The organism is Luteimonas changyuni, assembly GCF_039548395.1.
Lineage (GTDB): Bacteria > Pseudomonadota > Gammaproteobacteria > Xanthomonadales > Xanthomonadaceae > Luteimonas.
This window is the reverse complement of the sequence record NZ_JBCLUZ010000046.1, coordinates 1-17,878: the sequence shown is the minus strand read 5'-3', so window position 1 is coordinate 17,878 and position 17,878 is coordinate 1. Positions and strand designations below refer to the sequence as shown.

Sequence of the window (17,878 nt, the reverse complement as noted above, 5' to 3'; positions counted from 1 at the left end):
GAGGCAGGGGGGATGCCCAGAGCCGGCCATGGATGGCCGGCGGCCGGAACTGGGAGCAGGATGCGCATATTCCGGCTGGGCATCCCCCCTGCCTCCACGGCGGGCAGCGCACACCCTCCCGGAGCAACCAATCGAAAGCCCCCCAATCGGGAGAAGAACCTGTTTGCCCGCGTCCGGCGATCAGCGATCAGCGCCCAGCGGCCACACCGCGGCCGATCAGTACTCAGCCGGAATGCATCAGCGCGTAGTCGATCGCCGCCCGCACCGCCGCCACCTGGGCCGCGTTGCACTGCGCGGCCGTGGCCGACGGGCTGTCCGGATAGACCTCGGTGGTGGTGACGTAGCGCGCATCGGTCAGGCTGGCGCACAGGCCCAGCGCCTTGACCGGGTAGTTGATCACGCCGTGGGCGACGACCGCCGAACCGATCATTTCACCCTTGGCGTCGGCCGGTGCGATGTGGGTCACCTGCTCCACTGCTGCGATCACCGCCTGCTGGAAGTCCGGCTGCGGATTGTCGCTGTCGCCCACCAGATAGAAGCCGTCCGGGATCGAGCCCGGCTCGAAGGGCTTGCCGTCGCGTGAGGCCAGCGCCGGGCGGAACTCCGACTCGTCGGTGTCCGTGGTTTCGTGCAGGTCGATGTGCATCAGCACGCGTCCCCGCAACGATGCCGCCAACTGCATGAGCGCGGCGGATTCGGGCGCCGGGCTGTCGGGCGCGAACGAGCGATTGGGATCGACCGCCTCCGGATTCCAGCGCTGGAAATGCTCGTAGCCCCACGGACTCACGCAAGGGGCGACCACCAGGTTGGCGCGACCGGCATGTTCCCGCGCATGCTCCGACGCAAACTGCAGGGCGCCATGCACCCCGCTGGTCTCATAACCGTGCACGCCGCCGGTGACCAGCATCACCGGCAGCGCCTCGTCCCAGCCGCGGCTCCGGAGCGCCAGCAGCGGGTAACGGTCGGTGTCGTACGCAAGCTCTCCGTATTCGATCACCTCCCAGTCCCTGGCCAGGCCCTCGATCACCGTCAGCACCTCGTCGCGGTAGCTGCGCTGGCGACGCTGCACCGCACGCCACGCCACGCGCTCGGCCTCGCCCCAGGGCTGGCCGGGGATACCGATGGAATAGAAGTGCTGCGTGTCCGCCATCTCGATTGCCCTGAACTCGAATAGGCCGGCGACTGTATCAGCCGCCCGCAACTCTTAACATCCATCGCGATAAAGCGATATGATTCGCCAATACCAGACGGACACCCCCGATGACTCCGATTAGCTTCGAGTTCTACCCGCCCAAGGACGACGGACAGCGCGCCCAGCTCGACCGCACCGCGGCCAGACTCAAGGCCTGGGCGCCCGACTACGTCTCCTGCACCTTTGGTGCCGGCGGCTCGACGCTCAGCTATACCGGCGACACCGTGCGCGGGCTGATCGATGACCATGGCCTGGACGCCGCACCACACCTCTCGTGCGTGGGCGGCACCCGCGATGAAATCGCCGCCCTGCTGGCGCGCTACCGCGAAACCGGCTGCCACCGCATCGTCGCCCTGCGCGGCGACCTGCCATCGGGCATGGGCCATCCCGGCGAGTTCCGCTACGCCGCGGACCTTGTCGCGTTCATCCGCGCCGGGCACGGCGACCATTTCCACATCGAGGTCGCCTGCTATCCGGAAATCCATCCCCAGGCCGAGGACGCACACGCCGACCTGCGCCACTTCAAGGCCAAGATCGACGCCGGTGCCGACGGTGCGATCACCCAGTATTTCTACAACGCCGACGCCTATTTCCGCTTCGCGGACGAAGCCCGGTCGGCCGGCGTGGACGTTCCGATCGTGCCCGGGGTGATGCCGATCGTGAACTTCAGCCAGCTCCGGCGCTTCTCCGAAGCCTGCGGCGCCGAAATCCCGCGCTGGCTGGCCAAGCGCATGGCGTCCCATGGCGACGATGTCGAGAGCATCCGCGAGCTGGGTGCGGACTTCGTCGCCGATCTGTGCCGGCGCCTGATCGAGGGCGGCGCGCCGGGACTGCACTTCTACACGCTCAACCTCGCGCGCCCGACCGCGGCCGTGCTCGACAGGCTGTCCTGAGACCCCCGCGGCCGCGCTTCTGCGCGGCAGCGTGCCGCTGTACCCTTTGCCGATGCCGTACCTGCGACATCCCGCCCGGGCCGCTGCACTGCTATCGGCCATGGCGATGCTCGCCGTGGCCGCGGCCTTGCCCGCGCCCGTCCACGCCCAGATCCGGCAATGCACCACGCCCGACGGCGGGACCGTCTACACCGATCGCAGCTGTGATTCGCTGGGCGCGATCGAGAACCGGCCAGCGGCGGAGGGCGGGGCTGGCAGCGGCGCCAACGCCGCGCCACGCTATCGCGGTGGCTGCGCGCGCCGCCTGCGCGACCTCGTGTTCGAAGTCACCGCGGCCATCGACGCCCGCGACACCAACCGGCTGGCCCGCAGCTACCACTGGCCCGGCATCTCCACGCGCAGCGGCTATGCGCTGATCGAGCGGCTTGACGCGATCGCCAGCCGCCCGCTGGTCAATATCACCGCCCTTCGCCCGGCCCGGACGGTGGTCGCAGCCAGCGGACAGTCCTCGTGGGGCATACCCGCGACCCTGACCGCTCCACCGCCACCGCCGGCGACGCCCGAGCCTCCGCAGCGCCCGGTCGCGCTGCGCATCGACCAGGTGCTGGCCGACGGCATCACCCCGTCCAGCACCACCTTCCGGCTGCGCAGGCACATGGACTGCTGGTGGATCGCGCTCTGAGCGCGCAGCGGCACGACGGCCTGCGCCACAATGACGGTTCCACAAGGCGGAGCAATGCGATGCAGTACCCGGAATGGATCTGGCACAACGGCGGCATCAAGCCCTGGGCGGAAGCGAACACCCACGTGATGTCGCACGGGCTGCACTACGGCTCGTCGGTGTTCGAGGGCATCCGCGCCTACAGGACTCCCGGCGGCGGCGCGATCTTCCGCCTGCAGGATCATATCCGCCGCCTGTTCGCCTCGGCGCGCATCTACGACATGGTGATCCCGTACACGCTGGAAGAACTCACCGCCGCCTGCCACGAAGTCATCCACCGCAACGCACTGGAGCAGGCCTACCTCCGGCCGGTTGCGTGGCGCGGCCTGGGCGGCTTCGGGCTCAGCGCGGAGACGCCGATCGACGTCGCGGTGGCGAGCTGGCACATGGGGCCCTACCTCGGCGAGGGCGCGCTCACGGAGGGCATCGACGCCTGCGTCTCCAGCTGGCAGCGCTTCGCCCCCAATACCATTCCCGCCGGCGCCAAGGCCGGCGGCAACTATCTGTCGGGCCAGCTGGTGGCGCGCGAGGCACGGCGCCTGGGCTTCGGCGAGGGCATCGCCCTGGCGTCGACCGGCCTGCTCAGCGAAGGCGCGGGCGAGAACCTGTTCCTGGTCTTCGATGGCGTCCTGCACACACCGCCGGTGAGCGCCGCGCTGCTCAACGGCATCACCCGCGATTCGATCATCCAGCTGGCGAAGGACGCCGGCATCGCCGTGGTCGAGCGCGACCTGCCGCGCGAATACCTCTACCTGTGCGACGAGCTGTTCATGTGCGGCACTGCCGCCGAGATCACGCCGATCCGTTCGGTCGATGGCCGCCAGGTCGGCGCCGGACGCGCCGGCCCGGTGACCCTGCGCCTGCAGGAGCTGTTCTTCGGCCTGTTCGAAGGCCGCACGCCGGATACCCGCGGCTGGCTGGAACCGCTGGCCTCATAGGCGTCGATGGCGCCGGGCGCGGGCGGCTGCCCGGCGGCCATCAGCCGGTCGCCGTGTCGCCGGCATCGAAGTACAGCGTGGCGACCACGCCGCGCTCGGCGCCCGGCACCACGCGCACCTGCCAGTCGTAGAGCCGGCACAGGCGGCGCACGATGGACAGGCCGATGCCGCCGCCGTGGGTGTGCTCCGCGTGGCTGCCGCGGTAGCCGCGTTCGAACAGGTGCGCGGCGTCCTCCGCGCTGAGGCCCGGGCCGGAATCGATCACGTCGACGGCGTTGTCGTGCAGGCGGACCACGATCGTGCCGGCCATGGTGTACTTCACGGCATTGCCGATCAGGTTGCCCAGCGCAACCGACACCGCAGCCTCCGGCGCGTCCACCATCAGGCGCCCGGCCTCGCCTTCCAGGCGAAGCTCCAGCGGCTTGCCGCCGAGCTGCGAACGATGCGCCTCCAGCAGCTGCTCGGCGACGCGGCAGACATCGGTGCTGCCGTGTCCGCGCTCGGCGCGCGAGAGCAGCAGCAGCGCGCTGATCAGGTCGGTGCACTGCTGTTCGGCACGCTGGATGCGCTGCAGGCGTGCCAGCGTCTTGTCGTCGAGGCCGGGGCGCGACAGCAGCAGCTCCACCGCGCCCTTGACCACCGCCAGCGGCGTGCGCAGCTCGTGGCTGACGTCGGCGTTGAACTCCCGGTCGCGCTGCACCACCTCGGTGAGGCGTGCGGCGTAGTCGTCGAGCGCGGTCGCCAGCTCGCCGACCTCGTCGTCGGGGAAGTGCGGCGCCAATGCGCCGGGGCGTGCGCTGTCGCCCGACGCACCGAGGAGGTTCGCCAGCTCCGACACCGGCCGCATCACCCGCGATGCCGACCACCAGCCGATCACGCCGGCCAGCACGGTGAACAGGACCACCGCGGCGATCAGGATCAGCTTGATCCTGGCGCGCACCTCGGCGGTATTGGTCATGTCCTGGGCAAGGAAGAACCAGTACTCCGCGTCCTTCTTCACCACCAGCCGGTAGACGAACGGTTCGCCGTTCTCCTCGCCGGTGATGTTGTAGACGCCGGTCTCGAGCTCGGCCCAATCCGGCGGCACGTTGTGCAGCCGCCCGGGGCCATAGACGATCGCGCGCACGCTGCTCAGCGGCGCCCACTCGGCGCTGCGATCCTGGTAGAAGCGCTCGGCGTACTCGTCGACGTTGTGCTTGAGCACGCTGCCGACCGTCTGGTCCTCCACCACCGCGCCGACGAATACGGCCGCGATCGCGAACATCGCGGTCAGGCCAAGCCCGAGCAGGACGAACGAAAGGATGATCCGGCTGCGCAGCCGCCGGCGGTATCGCCTGCGGCCGAATCCTTTCGGCGCAGGCGCGTCGCCCTCAGCTTGGGACATCGGGCACGGCGATCCGGTAGCCGATGCCGTGGCGGGTCTGCACCAGCTGCGTGGGGAACGGCTTGTCGATCACCGCGCGCAGGCCGTGGATGTGGACGCGCAGGCTGTCGGAATCCGGCAGTTCCTCGCCCCAGACCCGGGTTTCCAGCTCCTGGCGGGTGACCACCGCCGGCGAGGCCTCCATCAGCGACTGCAGGATCTTGAGCGCGGTGGGATTGAGCTGCACCAGCTTGCCGCCGCGGCGCACCTCGAGGGTGTCGAGGTTGTACTCGAGGTCCCCGACCTCGAGCACGCGCGTCTGCACGCCCTTGCCACGACGCGCCAGGGCGTTGAGCCGGACCTCCACTTCCTGCAGCGCGAACGGCTTGATCAGGTAGTCGTCGGCGCCGGAGTCGAAGCCGGCAAGCTTGCTGTCGAGGCTGTCGCGGGCCGTCAGCATCAGCACCGGCGTCTGCTTGCGGGCCTCGTTGCGCAGCTTGCGGCAGACTTCCAGGCCATCCATCCCGGGCAGGTTGAGGTCGAGCACCACCGCGTCGAAATCATGGACCACGGCAAGGTGCAGGCCGGTGACTCCGTCCGCGGCAAAATCGACCGTATGACCCCGGTCTTCCAGATAGTCGCCGATGTTGGCGGCGATGTCCTGGTTGTCTTCGATGACGAGAATGCGCACTGGAGCCCCTTACATGCCGTTGGGATTGTCGCCCATGGCCCTTGGGTTGTACCTCAGGAAGTCCTTGGCTGAGTCCCTGGCGCGACGACGGTCGCCCACGGTCATGCAGACGTTGGTGGACATGTTCGAACCGGTCGCCTTCTCACGCCTGCAGACCATGCGGCTGTCCGCATGGGCGCGCACCAGCAGGGTGTTGATCCGCTCCTGCTCGTTGAACACCTCGATCCTGGTGTCATGCGGAAGCTCGTCCACGCTCGCGGTACGGCTGCCCAGCAGGCTGGTGATACGTGCCAGCGACGACCTGACCACCTGAGCGTCATCCGCGGCGATCTCACTGTAGGTCTCGCCGTCGTCCAGGGCCTTGAAGATGGCGTCGCGCTGGGCAATGAACGAACCGCTCATGTCCAGCCCCTTGCCGGGCTGGAAGGTTTCGCCTGCCGCACCGGTATTGGCAACGGCCGGGGCCGACATGAGCAACGCGAAAAGAACCAACATCAAATGCCTGTACATTTTTTCATGACCTCGCGGTGACTTGTGGGAAGTGGCGTGGACAGCGCCGTGGCAGGCGACTGGATGGCGCTTGATTCTGCCTGCCTGCCCAGCCTTGCACAATTGCAACCAGTCAAAGCGGCAGCCACAAAATGGCCCGGGCGAAAATTTCGCCCGGGCCCAAATAGGTATTGACCCGATTGACCACAATCCACAGCTGACGACTGGAGAGTTCCGAAGCACGCGAACACGTTCCTCGTGAACCACGCTACTCGCGGATTGATTAAGGGGTCGTTAAATTCCCGTCAAATTTCGTTTCGGGGCAGTTCGTCTTGCGCGCGTGCGCGAGGCCATTCCCGCCCCGGTGGCCGCCGCCGCGACGAATTCGATGATTTTTCCGGCAACATCGACACCGGTGGAACACTCGATGCCTTCCAGGCCAGGCGAGGCATTGACTTCCAGCACCAGCGCCCCCCGCGCGGATGACACCAGGTCGACCCCCGCCACGCCCAGGCCCAGCACCTTCGCCGCGCGCACGGCCACCGCTGCCACGTCCGCATCCACCGCAACCCCCTCGGCCCTGCCACCGCGATGCAGGTTGGCGCGGAAATCTCCCTCGGGCGCATGCCGCCGCATCGCCGCCACCACTTCGTCGCCCACCACCAGGCAACGGATATCCGCGCCACCAGCCTCGGCGATGAACTCCTGCAGCAGGAAGGTCGCGTACAGGCCGCGCAGGGCATCGACCACCCCGCGCGAGGCCGAAGCTTTCTCGGTCAGCATCACCCCGCGCCCCTGGGTGCCTTCGGTGAGCTTGATCACGTGCGGCGGCTCGCCGAGCATCGCCAGCAGGTCGTCGGTGTCGTCGGGGTTGTCGCCGAACACGGTGACCGGCATGTCGATGCCCTGCGCTGCCAGCAGCTGGTGGCAGCGCAGCTTGTCGCGCGCGGCCATGATCGCCGCCGACGGATTGGGCGTATGGCAGCCCATCAGTTCGAACTGGTGCAGCACGGCGTTGCCGTAACGGTTGATCGAAGCACCGATGCGCGGGATCACGGCGCTGTAGCCGGCCAGCGACTGCGCCTTGTAGCGCAGCGCAAAACCCTCCTTGCCGATGCGCATGTAACAGCGCAGCGGATCCAGCACCCGGGCGCTGTGCCCGCGCTGGCGCGCGGCCTCGACCAGGCGCCGGGTCGAATACAGTTTGCCGTTGCGCGACAGGATGGCGAGCTTCATGGGCGCGGCGCCTGGACGTGAGCCGTGGAGGACGGCTTTAGCGGGCGATCTTGGCCGCGGTGTCGAGGTACTTCTGCCCCTGGGCCCTGACCGTGTCGACCTCGTAGCGCTCGGACGACACGTGCACGGCTTCCAGCGTTTCGGCCAGGTCATCGAGCTCGGACGAGATCTTCTCCAGCGCGTTCTCGAGGGTGTAGGTCAGCTCGTGGATCTTCGCCGTGTGCTCCGGCCGCAGATCGTCCTCAGCGAGGACCGCCGCCAGCTGTGCGTTGTAGTTCGTGAAGTTGGCCAGCGCCTGGTCAAGCGTGGCCGAGGCCTCGCCTTCGAAATGCTCGGGGCGCTCGTCCGCCTGCGCGGTGCCGCAAAGGCCCAGCGCAAGCAGGGGGGCGGCAAACAGCAGGGACAGGTTCTTCATGGTGACTCCGGGGACGTGGGGACAGCAGATGATAATGAATCCCATTACCAGATGCATGCACGTCGGCAACCGCGCGGTCGCCTGCGGTTCCATGGGCCGGGAAGGGAAGTGGAGCGGGTGAAGGGAATCGAACCCTCGTCGTAAGCTTGGGAAGCTTCTGCTCTGCCATTGAGCTACACCCGCATCTGGCACAAGTCTAGGGCCCGGTCGCGGCCCTTGGCAACGCGCGCGTGCACACCCGATCGGCCCGCTGCGCGGAGTGGCCGCGCGGCGGGCCGGGACTCAGAAGCCGGCGCCGACGCTGGCGAAGACCATCGCGTGCTTGCCGCGCTTCTCGCCGCTGTTGACGCTGGCGCCGATGTTGGCGTCCAGGCCGAACAGCTGCGTGCGCGCGCCGAAGGTCAGGGTCACCCAGGACTGGTCGTACTCGACGCCGGGCACGGCATAGGGCAGCGAGCCGGCGATCGACTGCGAGCGTGCGAAGGCCTGCCCGGCCTCGTCCTCGAATTCGCGGTCGACGGTCAGCCGCGCGTAGGGCTGCAGGTGGTCGTGGATCTCGTAGGCAAGCTGCCAGCCGGCGCTGCCGACCGTGGAATCGAACTCCTGGTCGAGGTAGCCCAGCGAGGTCGACAGGCCCGGGTCGCTCTCGTTGAAGCCGTCGATCTCGATCTGCTGCATGACCACGCCCAGCACCGGACCGTGGCGCAGCGCGCCGTCGCCGAACTCCCAGCCGCCCTGCACGGCCAGGCCGAGGTTGCTGCCGTCGGTGGAACCGGAATGCATACGCAGCGCCGGGCCCATGGCCACCTGGCGTTCGATGTCGAAGTCCAGGCTGGTGTAGCTGAGCTGGCCGTTGAGCCAGCCGCCGGCGTCGCTCTTCCAGCCCAGGTAGCCACCGACCGAAATCTCGGACTGGTCCCATTCGCCGCGGCGCCTGCCCCAGTCGTTGGCCTGCGCGCCGTAACCGATGAAGCCGCCATAGACCAGGCTGTCGCTGCCCCAGTCCATGCCGACCGTCAGCGCCGGGCCGGCGCCGTCGTAGTGGTCACCGTGGGCGTAGCGCTGGAAGTCCCCGCGCAGGTCGGCCCACCAGCGCGAACCCGAGGCATCGCCGCGGCCTGCGATCTGCGCATCCACGCGCGCGGCGCGGTTGCGGCCGGTGCCTGCGGCCGAGTGCGGCAGCACCGCCATCTGCCGCGGGCCTTCGATCGCGGCCATGGCCAGGTCGGCGAGCGCGCGGTGCGCGCCGCTGGCGGGGTGCACGCCGTCCGCGAACAGATAGGTCTGCGGCGCATCCGGGCTGACCAGGCTGGTCGGGTTGCAGGTCAGCGACTGCGCGGTGATCTGCGGCATGCAGGCGGTTCCGGTGACGTTGCTGATCCCGAACATCGCCGGATTGGCCGCAACCTCGCGCAGGAAGCTGAAGGCATCGACCGGGATCACGCTCAGGCCGTTGGCCGCCAGCGCGCCGAACAGGGCCTCGTTGTACATGGTCGAAAGCGCGGTGGCCTGCGCCTGCGCGCCCGGGCCCTGGGCGATCTGCGCCGGGGTCAGGCCGAGGTCGGGAATGTTGGGCACCAGCACGTAGCGCGCGCCGGCCGCCTGCAGGCTGCCGATGATCCCGACCTGCGCGGCCACCGCGCCACCGATGATCGCCTGGGCATTGGCCGGGTCGGCGGCGACTGCGAACAGGTCGTTTGCGCCGCCCCAGACCGTGTACAGGGCATCTGGATCGGCGCGGCCGCCGTTGGCGGCGAGGTAGGCCGTGGCCTGGGTCGCCAGCGACGGAGTGAAGCCGAGCGCACCGTTGACGTCGACGCCGTTGCGGGAGCCACCGGCAGCGTAGTTGTCGCCGGACTGGCCGTTGCCGTTGGGCGAGGCGTCGGTGCCGTAGTGCTGCGCGAGCCACTGCGACCAGACCAGTCCCGGATTGGTGGTGAACTGGCCGGTGACCGCCTGCACGCCCGGCGGCAGCAGCGGCCGGAAGTAACCGGCATCGGTCAGGCTGTCGCCGAAGAACACCGTCTGCGAGAACGGCTGCTCGTTGGCGGCGGCGACCACGGGCAGCGCGGCCAGCGCGAGCGCGGCAGTCAGCAGGGTGCGACGGAGGGTGCGGGGCTTCTTCGGCATCTTGGATTCCTTGGCGGGCGGTATCAGGACGCCTGCGCCTGACATGAAACCGGCATCTTTCCACGGCGGCGGCGCGCCGCTCAATAGTGCACTGCGGCATCGACGGGACCCGGCATGCAATCGGATTGCCGGCGGGCCACAATGGCGCCATGGACATCATCCTCAACGGCGAGCCGCAGGCCCTGCCCGGCCCCTGCACCGTCCTCGCCCTGCTTGAATCCAGCGAGCTGGCCGGGCGCAAGGTGGCGGTGGAAGTGAACGGCACCATCATCCCGCGCAGCCTGCACGCCGAACACGCGCTGAAGGACGGCGACCGGATCGAGGTCGTGCACGCGCTGGGGGGCGGCTGAAGGGCGAAGGTTGCGCAATAATGGCGCAATGACCAGCCCAGACAATCACGGCGACGCCCTCGTCATCGCCGGCACGCCCTTCCGCTCCCGCCTGCTCACCGGCACCGGCAAGTTCAAGGACCTCGACGAGACCCGCCTGGCCACCGAGGCCGCGGGCGCCGAGATCGTCACCGTGGCCATCCGCCGCACGAATATCGGACAGGATCCGAACGAGCCGAACCTGCTCGACGTGCTGCCGCCGGACCGCTACACCATCCTGCCCAACACCGCCGGCTGCTACACCGCGGAGGAAGCGGTGCGCACCCTGCGCCTGGCCCGCGAGCTGCTGGACGGCCGCTCGCTGGTCAAGCTGGAAGTGTTGGGCGACCGCAAGACCCTGTACCCCGACGTGGTGCAGACGCTGAAGGCCGCCGAGCTGCTGGTCGCGGATGGCTTCGACGTCATGGTCTACACCTCCGACGACCCGATCCTGGCCAAGCAGCTGGAGGAGATCGGCTGCGTGGCGGTGATGCCGCTGGCGGCGCCGATCGGCTCCGGCCTGGGCATCCAGAACAAATGGAGCCTGCTCGAGATCGTCGACAACGCCAAGGTGCCGATCATCGTCGACGCCGGTGTCGGCACCGCGTCGGATGCCGCCATCGCCATGGAGCTCGGCTGCGACGGCGTGCTGATGAACACCGCCATTGCCGGCGCCCGCGAACCGGTCTTGATGGCGCACGCGATGAAGCTTGCCGTCGAGGCCGGTCGCGCAGCCTTCCGCGCCGGCCGCATCCCGCGCAAGCGCTACGCCAGCGCCTCGTCCCCGCTCGACGGCCTCGTCGGCTGATGCAGAGGACTGCTCCACCCGTGGGAGCGGCTACAGCCGCGACAGGCTTTCGCCGGCACCAGGGCCAGGATGTCGAGCGCGGCCATAGCCGTTCCCACAGGGCCGCCGTTGCATGCGGCGGGGCCGCATGACGGATCCATTCTCCAGCCCCGGCTCCAAGGCACCCCCAAAACCCTTCACGCTCGAAGATGGCAATCGCCGCGTGCGCAGCTTCGTGCTGCGCCAGGGGCGGTTCACGCCGGCGCAGCAGCGCGCCTTCGATGCCCAGTGGCCGCGCTTCGGGCTGGACTACGCCGGCACGCCGCGCGACTACGACGCCGCCTTCGGCCGCAGCGCGCCGCGGATCCTCGAAATCGGCTTCGGCAACGGCGAGGCGCTGCGCCATTCGGCCGCGCACGACCCGGCCCGCGACCACATCGGCATCGAGGTCCATGCGCCCGGGGTCGGTCGCCTGCTCAACGCACTCGCCGAAGACGGCAGCGACAACGTCCGCATCTACCACCACGACGCGGTGGAAGTGCTGGAGAACGAGGTCGCCGATGCAGGCCTCGACGAAGTCCGCATCTACTTCCCCGATCCCTGGCACAAGAAGCGCCACAACAAGCGCCGGCTGGTGAATCCCGGGTTCGCCGCATTGCTTGTGCGCAAGCTCGCGCCCGATGGCCGCTTGCACCTCGCCACCGATTGGCACGACTATGCCGAACAGATGTGGGACGTGCTCGATGCCACGGAGGGCCTGCGCAACCGCGCCGGCGTCCGCGGCCATGTGGCGCGGCCGCTGTGGCGCCCGCAGACGCACTTCGAAAGCCGTGGCCAGCGCCTCGGCCACGGCGTGTGGGACCTGCTCTATGACAGGGTGCCCCACGACGGGGCGTTCCACGAAAGCAGGCCGCACGGCAGGACCGGGGACTAGACGCAGGACATGGAGACGCTGGCCCTCACCACCGACATGAAGCTCGTCCTCGGGCTGGTGGCGATGGTGATGGGGCTGTTCCTGTTCGAACGCGTGCGCGCCGACCTCGTTGCGCTGGTCGTGCTGGTGGTGCTGGGCCTGACCGGCCTGGTCGCGCCCGAGGACATCTTCAACGGCTTTTCGTCGAACGCGGTGATCAGCATCATCGCGACCATGATCCTGGGCATGGGCCTGGACCGCACCGGCGCGCTCAACCGCCTGGCCGCCTGGCTGCTGCGGCGGTCGAAGGGCGCGGAGAAGCGGCTGCTGCTCTACACCTCCGCGATCGCCGGCCTCAACTCGTCGTTCATGCAGAACCCGTCGGTGATGGCGCTGTACCTTCCGGTCGCCTCGCGCCTGGCCTCGCGCACCGGCCTGCGCCTGTCGCGCTTCCTGCTGCCGATCTGCGCCGCGATCATCATGGGCGGCTCGCTGACCATGGTCGGCAACTCGCCGCTGATCCTGCTCAACGACCTGCTGGTCGCGGCCAACGCCAACCTGCCGTCGGGCGTGGCCACGCTCGAGCCGCTGCCGATGTTCGCGCCCTTGCCGATCGGGCTGACCCTGCTTGTGATCGTCCTGGCCTACTTCCACTTCTTCGGCGACAGGCTGCTGGGCGGCGCTGGCGAGAGCGACGGCAGCGTGACCCCGGCGCGCACGCAGAGCTATTTCGCCCGCGCCTACGGCATCGATGGCGATGTGTTCGAACTCACCGTCAGCGCCGACAGCCCGCTGGTCGGCATGGCGCTGGGCGAGGCGGAAAGCCTGCATGGCGCGCCGCTGCTGCTGGCGCTGAAGACCGGCAACGACTCGCGCCTGGCGCCGCCCGCGGATGCCCGCATCTGGGTCGGCAGCGTGATCGGCGCGATGGGCCCGCGGCAGCAGATCGCGGATTTCGCACAGAACAACATGCTGCGCATGTCGAGCCGGCTGCGCGAGTTCGGCGACCTGTTCAATCCCAGCCGCGCCGGAATTTCCGAAGCCGTGGTGCCACCGACCTCGAAATTCATCGGCAAGACCCAGGCCGAGCTGGCGATGCGCAAGAACTACGGCATCAGCCTGCTGGCGGTGAACCGCGACAAGGAGGTGCTGCGCGAGGGCATCCGCAACCTGCCGCTGCGCGCCGGCGACATGCTGGTGCTGCACAGCATCTGGCAGGACCTGGCCAAGACCGCCGCCAACCGCGATTTCGTGGTGGTCACCGACTATCCCAAGGGCGAGCAGCGGCCGCACAAGTTCAAGATCGCGATGGCGATCTTCGCGGTCACGATCCTGGTGGCCCTGGGCTCGGACCTGCCGACCTCGATCGCGCTGATGACCGGCGTCGCCGGCATGCTGGTCTGCGGCGTGCTGAAGATGGACGAGGCCTATTCGGCGATCAGCTGGAAGACGGTGTTCCTGATGGCCTGCCTGATCCCGCTGGGCTGGGCCATGGACACCAGCGGCGCGGCGGCCTGGATCGCAGGCCACACGATTGAAGAACTGCCCAGCGGGCTGCCGGTATGGGTGATCCAGTTCACCGTGGCCGCGCTCACCTCGGTGTTTTCACTGGTCATCAGCCACGTCGGCGCGACGATCGTGATGGTGCCGCTGGCGATCAACCTGGCGCTGGCGGCAGGAGGCGACCCGACCGCGTTCGCGCTGATCGTGGCGCTGTCGGCTTCGAACAACCTGGTGACCGCATCCAACCCGGTGGTGTCGATGGTGACCGGCCCCGGCGACTACTCCGCGCGCGACCTCTGGCGGGTGGGCGCACCGCTTTCGGCCGGCTACCTGGCGGTGGTGGTCACTCTGGTGAACCTGATCTTCTGAGCGGCCCGGTGTCAGGGAGCATCGGCCAGCCAGACGGCGCCGTCACGCACTTCCACCGGCACCGCGCGCAGGGCGTCGCCGCGGCAGGGGCCGGCTTCGCAGACGCCGCCAACGGTCTCGAAGCTGGCACCGTGCACGGCGCACACCAGCAGCCCTTCCTTCGATTCCAGGAAGCGTCCCGGCGCCCAGTCCAGGCGTCGCCCGGCATGCGGACAGATGTTCAGCCAGGCACGCACGCCGCCAGCGGCATCGCGATGCAGGATCACCGATTCCGCAGCGCCATCGACCACCGCCTCGGCTTCCGCGAAGCCACCGGCCGCCAGCGCGTCGAGCGTCAACAGCGGCGCGTTTTCACCGGTGGTTAACACTTCACTTACATTTTCCGGAGCCATGGGCCTGATACTCACGTCATCATCGATTCCCCACATTCTGGCATTACCGCATGATCAACAGCAGTTTCCGCACCTTCCACGCCCGCTTCGATGCGAGCCAGCTCGGCGCCATGTTCGCGCCGCGCAAGCCGCGGCACCCGCTGTTGCGCATGGCGGTGGCCCTGCTTGGCCTGGCGCTGCTCGCCATGCTGCTGGTGCTTGGCGTGGTGGTCGGCACGGCGATGCTCGCGGTGGGCCTGGTCCGGCGCATCTTCAGCCGTCGCGGCAAGCCGCAGGCACGCGTGGGTACCGTGGTCGACGCCGAGTACCGCGTCGTCGACAAGCCGGCGCACACCCTGCCCTACTGAGCGCCCGCGCGCGCCCTTCCTGGAGCCATTCATGACCGACGTGATTCCCGCGCCGGCGCAGGTCCGCGTGCCCGTGCGCGGCGGCGGCCGCTTCCCCGTGCGCCGCGTGTACTGCGTGGGCCGCAACTTCGCCGACCACGCCCGCGAGATGGGCGCGCAGGCGCCGGCCTCGAAGGCCGAGCGCGGCAGCCCGGTGTTCTTCTCCAAGCCGGCGGACGCCATCACGACCGGCGGCGTGATCCACTACCCGCCCGCCACCGCCGACCTGCACCACGAGGTGGAGCTGGTGGTGGCGCTCGGTCGCGATGCGCCCGATGGCGTGCTGGATCCCGCCAGCGCCACGGCGCTGGTGTTCGGCTACGGCGTCGGCCTCGACCTCACCCGCCGCGACCTGCAGGCCGCGGCCAAGAAGGCCGGCCTGCCCTGGGACACCGGCAAGGGCTTTGACGAGTCGGCACCGCTGAGCGAACTGGTGCCGGCCGCCGACATCGGCGAACTGGCGCCGCGACGCCTGTCGCTGGCCGTGAACGGCGTCGAGCGCCAGGCCGCACCGCTGTCGGACCTGATCTGGGACGTGCCCGACATCCTGCACGAGCTGGCCAAGCTCTATGCCCTGCGCGCCGGCGACCTGGTGTTCATGGGCACCCCGGCCGGCGTGGCCGCGCTGCTGCCGGGCGACGAATGCGAGGCCCGCCTGGACGACGCCATCGTGCTGCGCTGCCGGATCGCCGCGGCCCGTGTAACCTGACCGTCGCCACTACCGGCACGACATGGAGAGCGCGATGGGCATGATGAGTGAGTTCAAGGAATTCGCGATGCGCGGCAGCGTCGTCGACCTCGCGGTCGGCGTGGTCATTGGCGCTGCGTTCGGCAAGATCGTGACCGCGCTGGTGGACAACGTGATCATGCCGCCGATCGGCCTGCTCATCGGTGGCGTCGACTTCTCCGATCTTGTCCTGACCCTGAAGGCCGAGACCGTGGACGCCGCCGGCGAAGTGGTGCCGGCGGTGGTGATCGGCTACGGCGAGTTCATCAACGCGCTGATCCAGTTCGTGATCGTCGCCTTCGCGATCTTCATGGTGGTCAGGGCGATCAACCGCCTGAACCGCAAGCCCGAAGCGCCGGCCGCACCCGAGGCCCCGGCCGAGGAAGTGGTGCTGCTGCGCGAGATCCGCGATTCCTTGAAGCGATAGCGCGCCCGCCCGCAGGGCAGGACTTCACGCACATCGACACGAAGCCGCGGCTTGCTAAGCTCGCGGCTTCGTCTTTCATGCAGCGGAGCGTCATGCGCCTGGTCCCGATAGTGCTCACCGCGGCGATTGCCGCAGCCATTTTCCCGGCCGCGGGCGCCTCCCCGACGCCCGGCGCTGTCACCGCCAACGGCACGTCCGCCAATGCGACCTCGGACGCGGCCGTGACCACGGCCACAACCCGGATCTCCGATGCCTCCATGGCCATTGCCGGCCAGCTGCGCGAAACCGCGCTGGCAAGCCCGCTCGCCTGGGACATCACCGAATCGCTGACCACCGAGATCGGCCCGCGCCTGGCCGGCAGCGAGGCCGACGCGCGCGCGGTGGAATGGGCAAAGGCGAAGTTCGCCGAACTCGGCTTCGACCGCGTCTGGACGGAACCGGTGAGCTTCCCGAAGTGGGTGCGCCGCGGCGAACACGCCGCCGTGCTGGGCGCCAATGCGCAGCCGCTGGCCCTGAGCGCGCTCGGCGGTAGCCCCGGCGGCACGGTCGAAGGCGAGATCGTGCGCTTTCCCGGCCTGGCGGAGCTGGAAGCCGCCCCGGCGGGATCGCTGGCGGGCAAGATCGTGTTTGTCGACTATGCGATGGAACGCGCCCGCGACGGCAGCGGCTACGGCCCGGGTTCGCGCGTGCGCAGCCGCGGTCCCTCGGAAGCGATCCGCGCCGGCGCCATCGGCTTCATCATGCGTTCGGCCGGCACCGACTCGCACCGCAACCCGCACACCGGCATCACCCGCTTTGACGATGGCCTGGAACCGGTGCCGGCCGCGGCGCTGGCGGTGCCCGACGCCGACCAGCTCACGCGCCTGCTCAAGCGCGGCCCGGTGCGCATCAGCCTGGCCCTGGACTGCGGCTGGGACGGCGAGTACACCTCGCAGAACGTGATCGGCGAGATGACCGGCGCCAGCCGCCCGGACGAGGTGGTGCTGATCGGCGCCCACCTCGATTCCTGGGACCTCGGCACCGGCGCGGTCGACGACGCCGCCGGCATCGGCATCACCATGGCGGCGGCGGTGCACATCGCGGCGATGGAGCGGCGCCCGGCGCGCAGCATCCGCGTGGTCGCCTTCGCCAACGAGGAACAGGGCCTGCACGGCGGCTTCGCCTACGCGGAGAAGCACGGCGCCGACGTCGCGCGCCACCAGCTGGTCGCCGAGAGCGACTTCGGCGCCGGCCGCATCTACGCCTTCAACACCGGCGCGCCCGCACACGCACAAGCCGCGGAGGCCCGCATTGCCGAGGCGCTCGCACCGCTGGGCATCGAACGCTCCGACGAAGGCGGCCCCGGCCCCGATGTGATCGGCATCTCCCGCGCCGGCGCCACCTGGGCCTGGCTCGGCCAGGACGGCAGCGATTACTTCGACCTGCACCACACGCCGGACGACACCCTGGACAAGATCGACCCGGCCGCGCTGGCCCAGAACGCGGCCGCCTACGCCGTGTTCGCATACCTGGCCGCGGATGCGGAAGGCGACTTCGGCAGTGCGCCGGTCGCGGGGCCGTGACGGCGTAGGGCTTTTTTTGGTTCTTCTCCCGATTGAGGGAGAGACGCATGGCCGGCCCGGCGTTGTGGCTGGTTCTTCTCGCGGCTCCGGGGTGCTGACGTGACGTTTGGAGCACGTTGTTGCGCGGGAGCTGCTCCGTTGTGGTCCGCGCTGCCCGTCCCGTGCATTTCTCCGATGTAACCCGCGCTGCCCGTCCCGTGCATTTCTCCGATGTAACCCGCGCTGCCCGTCCCGTGCATTTCTCCGATGTAACCCGCGCTGCCCGTCCCGCGCACAGGGGGTGTGCTGCGCCGGCCGTCTCCGCGTCCTGCTCCCAGCGGCCGGGCGCCGGCCATCCATGGCCGGCTCTCCGCACACCCCCTGTGCACGGGACGGG

The 17,878-nt window shown here is 69.2% G+C and carries 19 protein-coding genes and 1 tRNA gene; 11 read left to right on the top strand and 9 right to left on the bottom strand.

Annotated elements, in window-relative coordinates:
• Positions 1 to 223: 223 nt before the first annotated feature.
• Positions 224 to 1,150, bottom strand: coding sequence for a M14 family metallopeptidase (locus WCD84_RS13735; RefSeq protein ID WP_343281737.1), 927 nt, complete (start codon positions 1,148 to 1,150; stop codon positions 224 to 226).
• A gap of 110 nt (positions 1,151 to 1,260) precedes the next feature.
• On the opposite strand from WCD84_RS13735, the gene metF reads away from it, so the two are divergent.
• From metF to WCD84_RS13720, 3 genes are read left to right on the top strand one after another with little or no spacing between them, the layout of a single operon-like run.
• Positions 1,261 to 2,085 (top strand): methylenetetrahydrofolate reductase [NAD(P)H], encoded by an 825-nt coding sequence (gene metF, locus WCD84_RS13730; RefSeq protein WP_343281736.1) that lies wholly within the window; start codon positions 1,261 to 1,263, stop codon positions 2,083 to 2,085.
• A gap of 52 nt (positions 2,086 to 2,137) precedes the next feature.
• Positions 2,138 to 2,767, top strand: coding sequence for a DUF4124 domain-containing protein (locus tag WCD84_RS13725; RefSeq protein WP_343281735.1), 630 nt, complete (start codon positions 2,138 to 2,140; stop codon positions 2,765 to 2,767).
• A 59-nt stretch (positions 2,768 to 2,826) separates the two neighbouring features.
• Positions 2,827 to 3,744 carry a branched-chain amino acid transaminase gene (locus tag WCD84_RS13720; protein WP_343281734.1) on the top strand — a complete coding sequence of 306 codons (918 nt, stop codon included), beginning with the start codon at positions 2,827 to 2,829 and terminating at the stop codon, positions 3,742 to 3,744.
• Between the two features lie 40 nt (positions 3,745 to 3,784).
• On the opposite strand, the gene WCD84_RS13715 is transcribed toward WCD84_RS13720, so the two are convergent.
• The 7 genes from WCD84_RS13715 to WCD84_RS13685 all read right to left on the bottom strand — a co-directional run bounded on the left by WCD84_RS13715 (position 3,785) and on the right by WCD84_RS13685 (position 10,068).
• On the bottom strand, positions 3,785 to 5,128 hold the full coding sequence (locus tag WCD84_RS13715; protein ID WP_343281733.1) for a sensor histidine kinase: 1,344 nt from the start codon (positions 5,126 to 5,128) through the stop codon (positions 3,785 to 3,787).
• Positions 5,115 to 5,798 carry a response regulator transcription factor gene (locus WCD84_RS13710; protein ID WP_343256111.1) on the bottom strand — a complete coding sequence of 228 codons (684 nt, stop codon included), beginning with the start codon at positions 5,796 to 5,798 and terminating at the stop codon, positions 5,115 to 5,117. The genes WCD84_RS13715 and WCD84_RS13710 overlap by 14 nt, the downstream gene beginning before the upstream one ends.
• 9 nt (positions 5,799 to 5,807) lie before the next feature.
• The gene (locus WCD84_RS13705) at positions 5,808 to 6,293 is read right to left on the bottom strand and encodes a hypothetical protein (protein ID WP_343281732.1); all 486 of its coding nucleotides are present in this window, start codon (positions 6,291 to 6,293) and stop codon (positions 5,808 to 5,810) included.
• 288 nt (positions 6,294 to 6,581) lie between these two features.
• Positions 6,582 to 7,523 carry a 30S ribosomal protein S6--L-glutamate ligase gene (gene rimK, locus WCD84_RS13700; RefSeq protein WP_343281731.1) on the bottom strand — a complete coding sequence of 314 codons (942 nt, stop codon included), beginning with the start codon at positions 7,521 to 7,523 and terminating at the stop codon, positions 6,582 to 6,584.
• 37 nt (positions 7,524 to 7,560) lie between these two features.
• Positions 7,561 to 7,938: a DUF6746 family protein gene (locus WCD84_RS13695; RefSeq protein ID WP_343281730.1), complete on the bottom strand. Its 378-nt coding sequence runs from the start codon at positions 7,936 to 7,938 to the stop codon at positions 7,561 to 7,563.
• A gap of 109 nt (positions 7,939 to 8,047) precedes the next feature.
• Positions 8,048 to 8,121: transfer RNA gene (locus tag WCD84_RS13690), tRNA-Gly, on the bottom strand.
• Positions 8,122 to 8,220: 99 nt separating this feature from the next.
• Positions 8,221 to 10,068, bottom strand: coding sequence for an autotransporter domain-containing protein (locus tag WCD84_RS13685; RefSeq protein ID WP_343281729.1), 1,848 nt, complete (start codon positions 10,066 to 10,068; stop codon positions 8,221 to 8,223).
• Positions 10,069 to 10,217: 149 nt separating this feature from the next.
• On the opposite strand from WCD84_RS13685, the gene thiS reads away from it, so the two are divergent.
• From thiS to WCD84_RS13665, 4 genes are all read left to right on the top strand, one after another.
• The gene (gene thiS / locus WCD84_RS13680) at positions 10,218 to 10,418 is read left to right on the top strand and encodes a sulfur carrier protein ThiS (protein ID WP_343279450.1); all 201 of its coding nucleotides are present in this window, start codon (positions 10,218 to 10,220) and stop codon (positions 10,416 to 10,418) included.
• A gap of 28 nt (positions 10,419 to 10,446) precedes the next feature.
• Positions 10,447 to 11,244, top strand: a complete 798-nt coding sequence (locus tag WCD84_RS13675; protein ID WP_343281728.1) for a thiazole synthase — start codon at positions 10,447 to 10,449, stop codon at positions 11,242 to 11,244.
• A gap of 127 nt (positions 11,245 to 11,371) precedes the next feature.
• Entirely contained in the window at positions 11,372 to 12,157 is a 786-nt protein-coding gene (trmB, locus tag WCD84_RS13670) for a tRNA (guanosine(46)-N7)-methyltransferase TrmB (protein WP_343281727.1), read from the top strand.
• A gap of 9 nt (positions 12,158 to 12,166) precedes the next feature.
• Entirely contained in the window at positions 12,167 to 14,008 is a 1,842-nt protein-coding gene (locus tag WCD84_RS13665; protein WP_343281726.1) for an SLC13 family permease, read from the top strand.
• A gap of 11 nt (positions 14,009 to 14,019) precedes the next feature.
• Here WCD84_RS13665 and WCD84_RS13660 read toward each other — a convergent pair whose 3' ends face one another.
• Positions 14,020 to 14,400 carry a Rieske (2Fe-2S) protein gene (locus tag WCD84_RS13660; protein ID WP_343279453.1) on the bottom strand — a complete coding sequence of 127 codons (381 nt, stop codon included), beginning with the start codon at positions 14,398 to 14,400 and terminating at the stop codon, positions 14,020 to 14,022.
• 50 nt (positions 14,401 to 14,450) lie between these two features.
• Between WCD84_RS13660 and WCD84_RS13655 the strand changes: the two genes are divergently transcribed.
• The 4 genes from WCD84_RS13655 (at position 14,451) to WCD84_RS13640 (ending at position 17,502) form a co-directional block, all read left to right on the top strand.
• Positions 14,451 to 14,747, top strand: coding sequence for a hypothetical protein (locus WCD84_RS13655; RefSeq protein ID WP_343256121.1), 297 nt, complete (start codon positions 14,451 to 14,453; stop codon positions 14,745 to 14,747).
• Between the two features lie 31 nt (positions 14,748 to 14,778).
• Entirely contained in the window at positions 14,779 to 15,495 is a 717-nt protein-coding gene (locus tag WCD84_RS13650; protein WP_343281725.1) for a fumarylacetoacetate hydrolase family protein, read from the top strand.
• Positions 15,496 to 15,529: 34 nt separating this feature from the next.
• Positions 15,530 to 15,940 (top strand): large-conductance mechanosensitive channel protein MscL, encoded by a 411-nt coding sequence (gene mscL / locus WCD84_RS13645; protein WP_343281724.1) that lies wholly within the window; start codon positions 15,530 to 15,532, stop codon positions 15,938 to 15,940.
• Positions 15,941 to 16,032: 92 nt separating this feature from the next.
• Positions 16,033 to 17,502, top strand: a complete 1,470-nt coding sequence (locus WCD84_RS13640) for a M28 family peptidase (RefSeq protein WP_343281723.1) — start codon at positions 16,033 to 16,035, stop codon at positions 17,500 to 17,502.
• The last annotated feature ends 376 nt before the right edge of the window (positions 17,503 to 17,878 follow it).